The sequence below is a fragment of the Marinobacterium stanieri genome (genome assembly GCF_900155945.1).
In the GTDB taxonomy this organism is placed as follows: domain Bacteria; phylum Pseudomonadota; class Gammaproteobacteria; order Pseudomonadales; family Balneatricaceae; genus Marinobacterium; species Marinobacterium stanieri.
The window spans coordinates 319297-334163 of sequence record NZ_FTMN01000005.1 but is presented as its reverse complement, the minus strand read 5'-3'; the positions used below and the strand labels follow the sequence as shown (position 1 = coordinate 334163).

General features: G+C 58.4%; 15 protein-coding genes. 11 read left to right on the top strand and 4 right to left on the bottom strand.

Annotated elements, in window-relative coordinates; translation table 11 throughout:
* The first annotated feature begins 313 nt into the window (after positions 1-313).
* Entirely contained in the window at positions 314-1987 is a 1674-nt protein-coding gene (locus BW956_RS13365; RefSeq protein WP_083703067.1) for a thiamine pyrophosphate-dependent enzyme, read from the top strand.
* Here BW956_RS13365 and BW956_RS13360 read toward each other — a convergent pair.
* A complete protein-coding gene (locus BW956_RS13360) occupies positions 1982-2944 on the bottom strand; it encodes a carbon-nitrogen hydrolase family protein (RefSeq protein WP_076463156.1) in 963 nt (320 codons plus the stop codon). The genes BW956_RS13365 and BW956_RS13360 overlap by 6 nt on opposite strands.
* 210 nt (positions 2945-3154) lie before the next feature.
* Here BW956_RS13360 and BW956_RS13355 point away from each other — a divergent pair, with 210 nt between their 5' ends.
* A complete protein-coding gene (locus BW956_RS13355) occupies positions 3155-3679 on the top strand; it encodes a gamma carbonic anhydrase family protein (protein ID WP_076463155.1) in 525 nt (174 codons plus the stop codon).
* A gap of 9 nt (positions 3680-3688) precedes the next feature.
* On the opposite strand, the gene BW956_RS13350 is transcribed toward BW956_RS13355, so the two are convergent.
* Entirely contained in the window at positions 3689-4939 is a 1251-nt protein-coding gene (locus BW956_RS13350) for a DUF3422 domain-containing protein (RefSeq protein ID WP_076463197.1), read from the bottom strand.
* Positions 4940-5025: 86 nt separating this feature from the next.
* Here BW956_RS13350 and BW956_RS13345 point away from each other — a divergent pair, with 86 nt between their 5' ends.
* Positions 5026-5685, top strand: a complete 660-nt coding sequence (locus BW956_RS13345; protein WP_076463154.1) for a 2'-5' RNA ligase family protein — start codon at positions 5026-5028, stop codon at positions 5683-5685.
* Here BW956_RS13345 and BW956_RS13340 read toward each other — a convergent pair.
* Entirely contained in the window at positions 5653-6588 is a 936-nt protein-coding gene (locus BW956_RS13340; protein WP_076463153.1) for a LysR substrate-binding domain-containing protein, read from the bottom strand. The two genes, BW956_RS13345 and BW956_RS13340, sit on opposite strands and share 33 nt — an antisense overlap.
* Before the next feature lie 147 nt (positions 6589-6735).
* Here BW956_RS13340 and BW956_RS13335 point away from each other — a divergent pair, with 147 nt between their 5' ends.
* The 8 genes from BW956_RS13335 (at position 6736) to acuR (ending at position 13670) form a co-directional block, all read left to right on the top strand.
* Positions 6736-7296 (top strand): TRAP transporter small permease, encoded by a 561-nt coding sequence (locus tag BW956_RS13335; RefSeq protein WP_076463152.1) that lies wholly within the window; start codon positions 6736-6738, stop codon positions 7294-7296.
* Positions 7293-8591 carry a TRAP transporter large permease gene (locus tag BW956_RS13330; protein WP_076463151.1) on the top strand — a complete coding sequence of 433 codons (1299 nt, stop codon included), beginning with the start codon at positions 7293-7295 and terminating at the stop codon, positions 8589-8591. The genes BW956_RS13335 and BW956_RS13330 overlap by 4 nt, the downstream gene beginning before the upstream one ends.
* 35 nt (positions 8592-8626) lie before the next feature.
* A complete protein-coding gene (gene dctP, locus BW956_RS13325; RefSeq protein WP_076463150.1) occupies positions 8627-9625 on the top strand; it encodes a TRAP transporter substrate-binding protein DctP in 999 nt (332 codons plus the stop codon).
* Between the two features lie 55 nt (positions 9626-9680).
* The gene (locus tag BW956_RS13320) at positions 9681-10796 is read left to right on the top strand and encodes an NAD(P)/FAD-dependent oxidoreductase (protein WP_076463149.1); all 1116 of its coding nucleotides are present in this window, start codon (positions 9681-9683) and stop codon (positions 10794-10796) included.
* The gene (locus BW956_RS13315) at positions 10780-11121 is read left to right on the top strand and encodes a (2Fe-2S)-binding protein (protein WP_076463148.1); all 342 of its coding nucleotides are present in this window, start codon (positions 10780-10782) and stop codon (positions 11119-11121) included. Before BW956_RS13320 ends, BW956_RS13315 begins: the two co-directional genes overlap by 17 nt.
* A complete protein-coding gene (locus tag BW956_RS13310; protein ID WP_076463147.1) occupies positions 11118-12506 on the top strand; it encodes an FAD/NAD(P)-dependent oxidoreductase in 1389 nt (462 codons plus the stop codon). The genes BW956_RS13315 and BW956_RS13310 overlap by 4 nt, the downstream gene beginning before the upstream one ends.
* Positions 12507-12531: 25 nt before the next feature.
* On the top strand, positions 12532-12885 hold the full coding sequence (locus tag BW956_RS13305; protein WP_076463146.1) for a RidA family protein: 354 nt from the start codon (positions 12532-12534) through the stop codon (positions 12883-12885).
* Positions 12886-13016: 131 nt separating this feature from the next.
* Positions 13017-13670 carry an acrylate utilization transcriptional regulator AcuR gene (gene acuR, locus BW956_RS13300; protein WP_076463145.1) on the top strand — a complete coding sequence of 218 codons (654 nt, stop codon included), beginning with the start codon at positions 13017-13019 and terminating at the stop codon, positions 13668-13670.
* 42 nt (positions 13671-13712) lie between these two features.
* Here the strand turns inward: acuR and acuI are convergent, their stop codons facing one another.
* Positions 13713-14696, bottom strand: coding sequence for an acrylyl-CoA reductase (NADPH) (gene acuI / locus BW956_RS13295; protein ID WP_076463144.1), 984 nt, complete (start codon positions 14694-14696; stop codon positions 13713-13715).
* Between the last annotated feature and the right edge of the window lie 171 nt (positions 14697-14867).

The following is a 14867-nucleotide window of genomic DNA, read 5'->3' as shown; positions in this document are numbered from 1 at the left end:
CCCGCCTCCCCGCTTCAACGGACAGATCTGATCTGGCCGCGCTTTTCTACATCTCCATTTTTGCTGTTAAGACAGGCTGCTGAAACACTGACTCGGTTTTTTCGCTGAGCGTGAATCCGTGCATTGGCACAGGCAATCTCCGTGTGTTGCCCATGCATGCCCGCCGTGTCTTGGCCAATCAAATGGATCATTTGGAAAGCCCCCTCGCCCCCTCTGTGTCATACACAGGCTGCCAATAGCCTGGGAAGGAAGGTGACGGGCCAGATCACTCATCAAGGTTTCATCTTTTTACCTGACAGGAGTTATCTGACCTATGAATGCTGCAATCAAGAACACCCAGAAAACCATGACCGCCGGCGAAGCCATGATTGAATCCGCCGCTGCCAACGGCGTCGATACCGTCTTCGGTATCCCCGGTGCCCAGATCTATCCGCTGTTCGATGGCATCTACAAGCAGGACCTGAACTTGGTCGTGCCCCGCCACGAACAGAGCGCCGCCTACATGGCCATGGGGTATGCCAAATCCACCGGCAAGACCGGCACCTTCGCCGTGGTCCCCGGCCCCGGCATTCTCAACACCACCGCCGCCCTGTGCACCGCCATGGGCAACTGCAGCCCGGTCGTTGGCCTTACCGGCCAGGTGCCTTCGACTTTTCTTGGTCAGGGGCGTGGCCACCTGCATGAACTCAAGGATCAGGCCGGCACACTGAAATCGATCATCAAGGATGCCTTCAGCATCCACCGTGCAGAGGACACCGCTGCCGTGATGAACCAGGCCTATCAGACCGTGCGCAGCGGCCGGCCTGGCCCCGTCACCGTGGAGATGTGCTGGGACACCATGGCCACCGAGTCCGAGTTTGCTTCTCCTGCGCTGACACCGGTTGAGGAAACACTGCCGGAACTCAATCTGGATGCACTCAAGTCTGCCGCCGAGATGATCGCCAAGGCCCGCAAACCCATGTTGATGTGCGGTGCCGGTGCCCTGCATGCGTCCGCAGAAGTGACCGCACTGGCCGAACTGCTGAATGCGCCGGTCACGGCGTTTCGCAGTGGCCGCGGCGTGGTCGCTGAAGATCATCCGTTGGGCCTGTCCGCCGTGGCGGCACGCCAGCTTTGGGATGACTGCGACCTGCTGATCGGCATCGGCTCCCGCCTGGAAATGCCCTACCTGCGCTGGGGCAACTACATGGCGTACGAGCGTAAGCCAAGCAGCGGCCCTCAACTTATCCGTATCGATATCGACCCGGAGCAGATGGAGATCTTCGCGCCGGACCTCGGCATTGTGGGTGACTCGGCACAGGTGTGCCGCGGCTTGCATGACCTGCTTGTGGATAAGGTGTCGCCCAACAGGGACCGCCAGGAAGAGATCGCGCAGGCCAAGGCCGTCGCCTGGGATGCCCTGCAAACGGTCCAGCCACAAATGGCCTACCTGGATGTGATTCGTCAGGTACTGCCGCGTGATGGTTTCTACGTACCGGAGCTGTCACAGATGGGCTTCACCACCTGGGTCGGTGGCCTGCCGGTACTGCAGCCACGCACCTATGTGGAAGGCGGCTATCAAGGCACGCTTGGTTTTGGTTTCCCCACTGCGCTGGGCGTAAAAGTGGCCAATCCGGACAAGGCCGTGGTCTCCGTCAGCGGTGATGGCGGTTTCATGTTCGGGGTGCAGGAGCTGATGACCGCCGCCGAATTCAACATCGGCCTGGTCAGCATCGTGGTCAACAACCAGTCCTACGGCAATGTACGCCGCGACCAGCAGATGGGCTTCGGCAGCCGCTTCAGCGGTTCCGAGCTAAAAACACCGGATTTCGTGCAGCTGGCGGAAAGCTTTGGTGTTCGCGGCTACCGCGTCGACAGCCCTCAGGCGCTCAAGCCGGTGCTGGAGAAATGCATCGAACTGAATCAGCCCTGCCTGATCGAAATCCAATCCGAGCGCGGCCTGGAAGGCTCACCCTGGCCGTTTATTCATCCACAGGGCAAGCTATAACCCCTCTGTATCATCCTGAAAGTGCACCGGCGGCTTGGCCCGCCGGTCGATTTCCAGGTTGAACAGATCAGGCCGGTTGTAATGCCCGCTCACATCCAGCGCTTTGCGCGCAGAGCGGGCGGCTTCCAGATCAAGATCGGCATAGACAATCCCCTTCTCCTGATGCAAGGGCCCGGCGACCACACCGCCAAAGGGCTTGACCACCACCGCATCACCCGGATTGATCCACTCATCCGGGGTAAACAGCCGATCCCGCTCAGGAAAACTGTCTGGTAGATCCGAACCCTGCACCGCCGTCGCGGTACTCAAAACATGGCAACCACCCTCTCGGGCAATGTGGTTCATGGATGCCAGCCAGGTCTCACCCGAATCCCAGGTGGGCGCCAGATAGAGTTCGATATCCTGTGCGTACAGGGCAAACCTTGCCAGAGGCATATAGCTTTCCCAGCAGATCATGCAGCCAATTCGCCCCACCGCGGTCTGCACGACCTTCAGCCCGGAGGCATCACCCATACCCCAAACCATCCTTTCAGGATTGGTGGGCATCAGCTTTCGGTGCACATTCAGGATCTGGCCATCGGCATCAATCACTGCCACTGAGTTGAACAAGGTGGTCCCACTGTAGCGGGAGTCCAGTTCATTCATGCCGATCACCACCACAGCACCGGCCGCTTTGATCGCTTCACAGAAGCCATCCAGATCGCCACGATCAATATCCACAGCGTTATGTCGCAGCTGGGTATGCAACTGATTGCCCAGTGCCATATCGCCACCGGGTTTAAGGCGCCAGATCCAGGTCGGGTAACCGGGCAGATAAGCCTCCGGGAACATCACTAGCTGGGCGCCCTGCCCAACGGCTTCGTTCAAACTGTCGATAGCACAAGAGAGGGTCTGCTGGAGATCCAGCCAGACAGGTGGTTTTTGCACAATGGCAACTTTGGTGCTCAAACTGCTCATGACTAGCCCCCGATGATTCGGTTGATAGCGGCTCCGGGGGCCCATGAATACAGCTTGAAGTTGAACCGCTGTGAAGAGAGTTTAAGCCTAGTGGAGATCGATAGGCTGTCAAAATCAGGCCCCATTCGGCACCTCCTGTCATGGATTAAGTCCGTGCTTTACGAGTACCCTTGGTCTGAGCGAATACAAGAATAGATATAAGAGACCACTATGGCGATTTATGAATATGACGGCCAACGCCCTGAAATAGACAGCACCGCCTACGTACATGAACAGGCAACCTTGATTGGGCAGGTCAAACTCGCAGCGGGTGCCAGCATCTGGCCTCAGGCGGTATTGCGGGCCGACAACGAACCCATTCATATCGGCACCGGCAGCAATGTGCAGGATGGTGCCGTGTTACATACCGACCCCGGCTTTCCACTGCAGGTGGGTGAAGGCGTGACCATCGGCCACCAGGCGATGCTGCATGGTTGCAGCGTGGGCGAGAACTCCCTGATCGGTATTCAGGCCGTCGTTTTGAACGGTGCCAAAATCGGCAAGAACTGTCTGGTTGGCGCCGGTGCGCTGGTTACCGAAGGCAAGGAGTTCCCGGATAACTCCCTGATTTTGGGCAGCCCCGCCAAGGTGGTAAAAACCCTGGGCGATGAGGCTGTGGCCGCGCTCAAGGCCAACGCCCAGTCCTATGTTGGCAAAGCGGCCGAATACCCCAACAAGTTGAAACGAATCGACTAGGACCAGACGTTACTCGTCGTCATAACCTTTCAGCAGGCGGCGCAGATACCAGAACAAACCCAGCGCCAGCAGCGGCACCAGCAGGCTCAAACCCAGTGACAACTGGCGTTCCAGCTCGGTGTCGCCGAGGATATTTCTCAGGGTGCGGTCGATCAGGTCAAAGGCATAGTAGGTCACTACGATAACGGTGAAGCTTTCCAGCTTGGCCTGCATGCGGATCTGGCGTTTGGCGCGACGGTTCAGGCCTTCCAGCAGGTCCTTGTTCTGGCTTTCAATGGACAGGTCGACCTGGGAACGGATCAGGTCGGTAGTGCGGGCGATACGCTTCGACAGCCGCTCGATCCGCTCACCGGTGGTGCGACAGGTGCGCCGTGCCGGATCCAGCCGCCGGTCCATAAACTGCTCGATGGTCTGTATCCCTTCCAGACGCTCCTCGCGCAGCTCTTCAATGCGGCTATACAACAGCGCAAAGTAGGCTTCCGATGCGGCCAGGCGGTTTGCACTGCGGGCCGATAACTCTTCCACCCGTGCTGCCTGCTGCATGAGTTCATGAACCAGCTCGGCGGGCTCGCGACGGGCTTCGGCAATAGATGCCACCGTCTCCGCCAGCGACTGGTCCAGCCGTGTAACTTCCGGCACCAGTTCGGTGCTTAACGGCAGCCCCAGCAACGCCATATGGCGGTAGGTTTCGATCTCGCATACCCGCTGCAACAGGCGCCCACAGCGGTATTCGATCATCTTCGGCTGTTGCAGCACCAGTACGCGGCTCATGCGGCTATCCAGACGCTCGCGAAAATCGGTGTAGACCAGGCCTGCACCGCCCATCACGGCAGAGCCGGATACCTGATGGTCACCGAAATGGCGTTCCAGCAGGGGTTCCAGTTCCGCTTCCGAATACGGCTGGCAGATAACTTCGACACCACAAAGGTAAGCACCAGGCAGGCTTTCCTCCTCACCTCGGTGCCAGCTTGGTACCATCAGGGTTTCCAGCGCATAGAGCGTCAGGCTGTAAAACTCGCTGTGCGGTTCAAAACGCAGGGCATACTCGGCATTGCGGGTGAAGAAAAACCCCTCGTCATTGTCCGGCCGGGGCAGCCCCCAGGTATCCACCAGCTGGCGCACGGCATGGTCCACCGTCTGAGGCGAGACATCCTCATACAGGATCGCCTTGTGTGACAGCGCCAGCGGCGCGTGAAGTTTCTGAAACGGGCGGGCATGAACTTCTGCCACGATTTGGTCACGCAAGGAGTGGTCATGCATACTGCGGGCTCCGATCAACTGCAGCAACGGATAGTTGCTCCCAGCATACCAGAGCTGAGTGATAAGCCAGTAACAGACTCTCTATAGTGAAACAGCCCAAGCATACCCTCGCCGTCAGCCTTGACGATTGGCCCCAGTGGCACCGTGGCATTCGCCAGTACGCCGTCTGGTGCCTGCCGGTGAATGACCCTCAGTGGCTGGCCTTCATCGACCAGGCACAAACCCAGCTCTCGCCCTGGCTCCACCCCGGCTATGCACGCCAGCCTCACATCACACTCTTTGCAGCAGGACTTGTGGATAAAAACCACTACAGCGCTGACATGCAGGCTGCACAAATCCAGTCACTGGAGTTATACAGTCTATCCCCAGTGTTATTAACAGCATCCTGTTTATCCACTTTTTCCACCGCGCCCTGGCTGGGTATCGAGGACGTGAATAACCAACTGGAATCGCTGAGAAGCCTAATATCCAAAGGCGTTGCGGAAGATTCACCGGCACAGCAATACCAGCCCCATATCACCCTGGGATTCTATCGCGACAGTTATCCACTGGCCGATCTGACGCAGCGATTTGAACAGTTACAGCAACTGGCAGCCAAGTTACCCACACTGGAGATCACCGAGCTGCACCTGTGTTACTACAACACTCAGGAGATTCAGGGCCCCTTGTTGATACAACATGCAATCACTCTAAACCCTGAGGAAGATACCACCTCAGCGGGCACTCAGCTCCAACAACCCCTCTGAGGCATGAGACAGAGTTTCCAGCTCGCTGGCCAGCATGCTGACAAAGGCACGGGTCAACGCGGAACGCGCACGATGGCGAGGAAAAATGATGGAATACCGATAATCAATGCGCGGAGCAAAGCGTTTCACCACCACGCCAAGACGTCGGTAGTGCAGCGCGGTGATCGGATCGACAATGGAAACGCCGTTGCCCGCCAGCACAAAAGCACAAGCAGCATAGTGAAGCTGGGTATCAATCAACTGCTGACGCGACACATCGGCCTGATCAAACACGTTGTCGATCTTGTAACGTAGGTCCTGCTCCGACCCCAGACTGATGAAGACCTCATTTTCCAGATCCTGAGGCGTGATCACTTCCTTATTAGCCAGTGCATGCCCTTGCGGTAACACACACACCATGGCGCTACTGGCCAGGTTCTCTTCTTCAATCGCCGAATCGGTCAGGTGAATCGCCGAAATCACGCCGAGATCAAAATCCTGACTGGCGACCAGGTCCACCACCTGCTGGGTACTACGGACCTGAAGGCTGAGGGAAACATTAGGATGTTCCTCGCTAAACCGGCGAGCTACCGCTGGAAGAAATTCCACTGAGGCCGCCGGCATGGACGCGATCCTCAATGAGCCTAGATGCAAGCCTCTCAGCTCTTCGGCCGCACGCGAGAGCTGCTCCAAAGAGACGAAAGCACGCTCCACTTCCTCGTAAAAAAACCGGGCTTCCGGGGTAGGCACAAGGCGGCGCTTGTGGCGCTCGAACATCTGCACACCCACGGTGTCCTCGAAATCACTCAGCAAACGGCTGACAGCGGGCTGGGAGATATAGAGAATGTTCGCTGCACCGCTGGTGGTGCCACTGATCATGACGGCCCGAAACGCCTCGATCTGTCGATAGGTCAGCTTGGCCACATCCCCTCCTCCTGCGACAACTTGATAACATCATATTATTAATTAATACAAACAAACGATTTGATGTTATCGCATGAAATCCCCAAGATTTCATCCATAGTCACACATTGCCTAAGGGCAAATAATAATTATAACCGGAGAACGCTTATGGAACGTCTGTTCCGTTATGTACTGACCGCTCTGATCAGTCTGGTTGCGCTGTTCCAGTTTGTGCAGGTGCTGACGCGTTACATCTTCGAGCTTCCCGTCATGGGACTGGAAGAGATGGCCGTCATCCCCACCATCTGGCTCTACATTCTTGGCAGCGTCAACGCGTCCCGTGAAGATACCCAGATTCGTGCCAACGTGCTGGAGATCTTCCTCAAGACCGACCGCAGCCGTGCCGTGCTGCTGGCGATCTCGGACCTGATCAGCATCATCGTCTCGGTCTGGATGACCCTCTGGGCCTGGAAATATTTCAGCTACGCCCTGCGGGTCTGGAAGGAAACCCCCACCCTCTACATCCCGACCTTCACCTACGAATCCGCGCTGTTTATCGGCCTGGTGCTCATGACCCTGTTCACCGCCTGGCACTTCTGGCGCAACATCGCCTTCCTGATGGGCTGGCGCAAGACACCGGATCACCCGGTAGATGACGATTACCCAGAAACACCCGAAGTTCAGGAATTTCAGGTGCTCTCCGATGCACATGAGGAATCCAAACGATGATTGAGATTGCACTGCTTGCCTTCGCGGTACTGGTCATTCTGCTGACCCTGGGTGTCCCCCTACCCTACTGCTTCGGTGCCGGCCTGATGGTGATGACCCTGGTGGGTGAAGCCACCATGCGTGGCATGATGCTTTGGGGCTTCAGCCAGCTCACCAACCCGGTCCTGCTCGCGATTCCGCTGTTCGTCTTTGCCGGCACCATTATGAGTGTCAGTGGCATAGCCGGCAGCCTGTTGAACTTCGTCAACGTATTCGTGGGCCGTGTTCGCGGAGGTCTCGGCGTCGTGGCCTCCATCAGCTGCGCCATTATCGGCGCCATCTCCGGCAGTGGTCTGACCGGTGTGGCGGCCATCGGCCCACTACTGATCCCCGAAATGGAAGCCAAAGGCTATCCCCGTGCCTATGCCACGGCCCTGATCGCCAACTCTTCCATTCTGGGTCTGCTGATTCCCCCCAGCGTCACCATGATCGTCTATGGCTGGGTGACGGATACCTCGATCCTTGCCTGCTTCCTGGCCACACTCGGCCCGGGCCTGCTGATCATGTTCAACTTTTCCATCGTCAATCTGGTGGTATCGCGCAAGTTCCCGCTGATCCTCGATCAAAAGCTGCCGTTCGACAAACTGATGCGCGAAGCCGGCAAGCGGACCTTTAATGCGCTGCCCGCACTGCTGATGCCCGTGATCATCCTGGGCGGTATCTACGGCGGCATCATGACGCCGACCGAAGCCGCTGCCGTGGCCGTAATCTACGCCCTGCCGGTCGGCTTCATGATCTACCGTGGCCTGACCTGGAGGACCCTGCTGGAGTCCGGCAAGGAGTCCGCCACGGCGGTCGGCTCCATCCTGATAATGATTCTGTTCAGCCTGATGCTGAGCCAGATCTACGTGCTCGAAGGCATTCCGCAGGCGCTGGTGGATTCCATCTTCGCCATCACAGAAAACAAGGTAGTACTGCTGATCCTCATCAACCTGTTCCTGTTCGGTATTGGCATGGTCGTCAACGACATTACCGCCATCATTCTGACGGCTCCGCTACTACTGCCGCTGATGTCAGCTCTGGGCGTCAGCCCGATCCAGTTCGCCGCCATTATGGGTGTGAATACAGCCATGGGAGGTGTGACACCGCCGTACGCCAGCATCCTGTATCTGGGTGCCCGTATCGGCAAGGTGAAGTTCACCGAGGTGGTCAAGCCGGCCATGATGTTGATCCTGTTCGGCTACATCCCGGTAGTTGTGCTTGTTTCCGTTTGGCCCGACCTGTCCGAGTTCCTGCCCGGCCTGTTCGGTTACTGATCTACCGCTCGACTCTCGCAAACCAGGAGATAACAATGAAAAAGTCCCTGTTCAAAACCGCGGCACTGGCCGCAGCACTGTCAGCATCTGTCGTGACGATGGCCGAGGCCGCAACATTGAAGTTGTCGCATGTACGGCCCCAGGATACTGCTATCGATGTTGATGCCACACGCTTCGCTGAGCAAGTCAATGCCGCTACCGACGGCGAGGTCAAGGTCAAGATCTTTCCGGCCAGCGCCCTGGGTGACTACACCGTCGTACAGGAGCGTGTTGGCCTTGGTGCCATCGATATGGCCGTACAGCCGCCGGCTTCCAGTGCAGACAAACGCTTCCAGCTGGTCTATATGCCTTACCTCGTTAAGAACTGGGACGATGCAGAACGCGTATTCGCCAAAGGTTCTCCCATGCGTAATGTCGTGTCCGAGCTCTACGCCAGGCAGAACATCCGGGTGTTAGGCGCCTGGCCGGTATACTTCGGTGGCATTGCCCTGAACCAGGACGTGGCCAATGCAGCCGATCCGACCGCCGACAAGGGCGCCAAACTGCGCGTACCGCCGATCAAGACCTTCCAGCTGACTGCTGACAACATCGGCTTTATCGGTTCACCGTTGCCTTTCTCTGAAGCGTTTACTGCCGTACAAACCGGTGTTGTCGATGGCGTCATGGGCTCCGGTGCCGAAGGCTACTACGCCTCTTTTCGTGACGTAACCAAATACTACCTGCCACTGAATACCCATTTCGAGATGTGGTACCTGCTGATTAACGAAGAGATCTACAGCGAATTGGATGACGAACAGCAGGCGGCACTGAGTGCGGCAGCCGATCAGTTTGAAATAGCTCGCTGGGAAACGGCACGTGGCGACCAGGCGCGTAACGAAAAGCTGCTGGAAGAAGCGGGCGCTACCATCCTGCCGGTGTCAGATGAGCAGATCAACAAAACTGCCGAGATCGTGCGCAAGCAGGTGTGGCCGGAAGTGATCAACGACATCGGTGCCGACTGGGCGAACGACGTTCTTGACCGCGTAATGAAGTAACTCTCCCGGGCTCGACTACCGGTCGGGCCCTGTATTATTCAGAAGGTAAGTATCCATGCAGGCAACTCATCACAGTGCCCGCACAGCAGACCTTTGCCTGATCGGAGGTGGACTTGTCGGTCTTGCCACCGCACTGGGGCTGCAGCGGCATGGCCTGAACGTCACCATCCTCGATGAGGCTGACGTGGCGCTGCGGGCTTCCCGCGGCAACTTTGGCCTGGTCTGGGTACAGGGCAAGGGTGACACCCTGCCCGAGTACGCACAGATCTCACGTCTGTCAGCACGGCTCTGGTCCGATCTGGCATGCCAGCTACGCGAAGACACGGGCATCGATGTCGAGCTGCAGCAGCGAGGCGGACTGTACCTGTCTCTGACCGAGCAGGAAGTATCTGATCGTGAAGCCATGCTGTTCCGCATGCGAGAGGCAGCTGGCGGCGACTATCCATTTGAACGTCTGGACCTGAAACAGGTGCGCGAATTCATCCCCGAAGCCGGGCCGGAAGTGGCAGGCGCCACCTGGTGCCCGGAAGACGGACACGTAAACCCGCTCAAGTTGATGCGTGCGCTGACCGAGGCGTTTCTCAAGCACGGCGGTCAAATCACCAACAGCGGTCGAGTGGAGTCGATTACCCCGCTCGCTCAGGGATTCAAGATCCAGACCCCCGAGGGGGAATGGCAATGTCAGAAAGTGGTCCTCAGCGCAGGGCTGGGGAACCGGACGCTGGCACCGATGGTGGGCCTGGACGCGCCGGTGTTTCCGAACCGGGGTCAGGTCCTGATCGCGGAACGGGTGCGCCCCTTCCTGCACTACCCCACGGGACACGTGCGTCAGACCGGCGAAGGCACCATTCAGGTCGGCGACTCCAAGGAGGACGTGGGCTTCGACAGTGGCACCACCACCGAGGTAATGGCCCAGATTGCCGACCGCGCCACACGGATGTTCCCGATTCTGCGCGGCCTGCGCATGGTCCGCGCCTGGGGCGCCCTGCGCATCATGACCGCAGATGGCTACCCCTTGTATCAGGCGTCCGAGCAACACCCGGGCGCCTATCTGGTGACCTGCCACAGTGGCGTCACCCTGGGGGCATTCCATGCAGGGCCGCTGGCCGATTGGATTGCCACCGATCAAACCGATCTGCCATTGGAGGTGTTCAATGCCCAACGCTTCTGAGTTTCCTCGCATTGAAACCGGGGCGGCCGAATGGGTCGAAGTTGACGTGGATGGCCAGCCGATTCAGGTACGCGCCGGTGACAGCGCAGCCGCGGCTGTACTTGCAGCCGGACTGTTACCCTCGCGCTCAACTCCGGTCAACAACAGCCCCCGCGCGCCATACTGCATGATGGGTGTTTGCTTCGAGTGCCTACTGGAAATTGACGGTATGGAAAATGTACAGGGCTGTATGACAGAAGTGCGCCCCGGCATGCAGATTCGCCGCCAGCAAGGCGCACGCCATGCTGAACCGGTTACCCATGACCATGAGGACAGGCAGTCATGAACTCTGACACTTACGATCTCGCCATTGTGGGTGCGGGTCCGGCCGGCATGGCGGCGGCGCGCACCGCTGCCGCACAGGACCTGAGCATTGTCCTGCTGGATGAGCAACCGGCTCCCGGCGGGCAGATCTACCGCAGTATCCGCCGCCCGGCGCCGGAAGATCGCCGTATTCTGGGCCCGGACTACTACCATGGCGAAACACTGGTGCGCGACCTGGATCATGCGCGTATCGAATACCGCTCCGGCACGACGGTCTGGGCGCTGGATGACGACCACACCCTCTGTGCATCCAGCCCCGAGGGCAGCACCCGCATTCGCGCTAAGCGTATCCTGCTGGCCACCGGTGCCCAGGAGCGCCCCGTACCCTTCCCAGGCTGGACACTGCCGGGCGTGATGACCTGCGGTGCCGCCCAGATCCTGCTCAAGTCCAGTGGCCTGGTACCCTCACAGCCGTTGGTACTGGCGGGCAGCGGGCCTCTGCTGCTATTGATTGCAGCTCAGCTTCACCGTGCCGGCGTTGCGATTGAAGCGGTGCTTGATACTACACCCGCCGGCCGTTACCTGGATGCTCTACCGCATTTGCCGGGTGCCCTGCGCAACCTGCCCCTGCTGTGGAAAGGCCTGGGACTGCTACGCGAACTCAAGCAGGCCGGTATCAAGCGTTTCACACAGGTATCGGATCTGCGAGCGCTGGCCAATAAAGAGGGCCTCCTTCACCAGGTTCAGTTTCACGCCAAGAATGCGACCCACCGCCTGCCGGCGCAGTCACTGCTGGTCCATCAGGGCGTGGTACCCAATGTGCAGCTCAGCCGCGCACTGGGGCTGGAGCACCGCTGGCACGAGCTGCAGCAGTGCTGGCACCCGGTGACCAACAACTGGGGCGAAACCTCCCGCGAAGGAGTGTTTATCTCCGGTGACAGTGCCGGTATTGCCGGTGCCAAGGCGGCCGAGCAGGCCGGTAACCTGGTGGCACTGGAAGTAGCCCGTCAGTTGAACCGCTTGAGTACAACCCAGCGGGATGAGCAGGCATGCCCGGCCCTAAAGGATCTGGCTAAAGAGCGAGCCATCCGCCCCTTCCTGGATGCGCTCTACCAGCCGGCACGCAGCTTCCTATCTCCCTCGGATGAAACACTGGTCTGCCGCTGTGAAGAAGTCAGCGCAGGAGAGCTGCGCCAGATGGTGGACGAAGGCTGCCGGGGTCCCAATCAAACCAAAGCGTTCTGTCGCAGCGGGATGGGTCCCTGCCAGGGTCGCCTTTGCGGCTTGACCGTTTCCCAGGTGATTGCTGAGCACCGCCGTGTACCCGTCGAGGAAGTCGGCTATTACCAAATCCGCATGCCGATCAAACCACTCACCCTGGGTGAGCTGGCAGATCTGCACGAATAATTGTCAAAACTAACTGGAACTATCCATGTCCATTACTCGCCATGAAACCGCAACACGCATGAGCCGCGCCGTTGTCCACAACAACACCGTTTATCTGTGTGGACAAGTCGCCAAAGACCGCACCGCCGACATCACAGGGCAGACTGAAACCATGCTGGCAAAGGTCGATGATCTGTTGGAGTCAGTCAACAGCGACCGCAAAAACATCCTTTCCGCCACTGTTTACGTGCGCGACATGAAGGATTTTGCCGCCATGAACACAGTCTGGGATGCCTGGGTACCTGAAGGACATGCCCCTGCGCGAGCCTGTGTTGAAGCACGTATGGCCAGTCCGGAGCTACTGGTTGAAGTATCCGTGATAGCGGCCGTGAAGGCCTGATGATAGTCAGCAGGCCCAGCATGGGTCTGCCTTCTCCCACATACAGTCATCAGGCCTTTCCGGTGTGCATAAACTAGACACCCGGTCTAATTGTTCCGATAATTCAGGCAGTTGTTGTCAGCCGAGTCTTTATGAGCATCCACACACCCGATCGTCCCCGCCGCCGTGGACGCCCGCCCAAGCACAGTGCACGCCCCTATGACGAGGTGCGTGGCGAGCTGATTCAAGCGGGCCTGGCCATGCTGACCGAGAAGGGCTACAGCTCCGTGGGTATCGACGAGATATTGCGCTCGGTGGGTGTCCCCAAGGGGTCCTTCTATCATTACTTCAAAAGCAAGGAAGAGTTCGGCCAGGAGCTGATCAGTGCTTACGGGCAATATTTTGCGCGCAAGCTCGACCGCTTTCTGTTGGACACCGCATTTACGCCGCTTGAGCGAATCCAGCGTTTTGTTGCGGACGCCGCCGAGGGTATGGCCAGGTACCAGTTCCGCAGAGGCTGCCTGATCGGCAATTTAGGGCAGGAAATGAGCCTGCTGCCGGAATCCTTCCGGGCACAGCTTCAAGAAGTGTTTAATGACTGGCAAAGCCGCACGGCGGCCTGCCTGAAAGAAGCACAAACACTGGGTGAGATATCTCCCCAGCAGGATGCCGAACAATTGGCCGAATGGTTCTGGACCGGCTGGGAAGGGGCTGTGCTCAGGGCCAAGATGGAAGGTTCAACACAGCCACTGGAACGCTTCACTCAAGGCTTTTTGCACCTTTTGGGACAGGAAAAAGTGCTCTGAAGCACCAAGGGCACCCGAGGGTGCCCGGGACTTATATCCGATTTAACCCGCCACCGGTACCACAATACGACCGCGAATTTGCCCCTGCATCATCAGCGGTGCCTTATCCAATACCTCATCAAACGGCACGTCGGTGACCAGCTGCTCCAGCTTGCCGATATCCAGATCGGCTGCCAGACGCTGCCAGGCTTCCAGACGATCAGCCTTGGGTGCCATCACGCTGTCCACACCCACCAGCGTCACACCACGCAGGATGAACGGGGCGACTGTAGCCGGGAAACCCATGCCCGCAGCCAAACCGCAAGCCGCTACCACACCACGGTATTTCATCGCGGCACAGACATTGGCCAGCACCTGACCACCAGCCACATCAATAGCACCGGCCCACTGCTCTTTCGCCAAGGGACGGCCCTTTTCACTGTACTCGGCACGGTCGACGATGCTGGAGGCACCCAGCATTTTGAGGAAATCGGCTTCTTCGGGACGACCAGTCATGGCAGCCACTTCATAACCCAACTTGGCCAGTACCGCCACAGCTACACTGCCCACGCCACCGGCCGCACCGGTAACCAGAATTGGACCGTCTTCAGGTTTCACACCCTGTTTTTCCAGCGCCAGCACACAGAGCATGGCGGTATAACCAGCGGTGCCGAGGCCCATCGCCTGTCGCGGTGTAAACGGCGCCTGCAGGGGTACCAGCCATTCACCGGGAACGCGGACCTTTTCGGCCAGACCACCCCAGTGTTTTTCACCCACACCCCAGCCGTTCAGCACTACCTGATCACCAGGCTTGAAGTCCGGGTTGTCGGAGGATTCCACCACCCCGGCAAAATCGATACCCGGCACCATCGGGTAGGACTTGGCGATGGGTGCACTGCCGGTCAGCGCCAGCGCGTCCTTGTAGTTCATGGTGGTGTAGGCCACCCGGACCGTCACGTCACCCTCGGGCAACTGAGCATCATCCAGCTCCTTGAATGCAACGGTCTGCTGGTCTTCCACCTTGTCGAGCACGATAGCCTTGAACATAGATCCTCCTGCGGGTTGAGCATAACGGCCGGCGGCCAAAATTAATTAGACGACCGTCTAATTATTGCCATCAACCAGTCTGGCTGTCCACTCATTTTGGCTACTTTTATGCGATCGTGCATAACCGGTATTGACGGGATTTGTTGGTTGCACTAATTTCTGTAATGACAG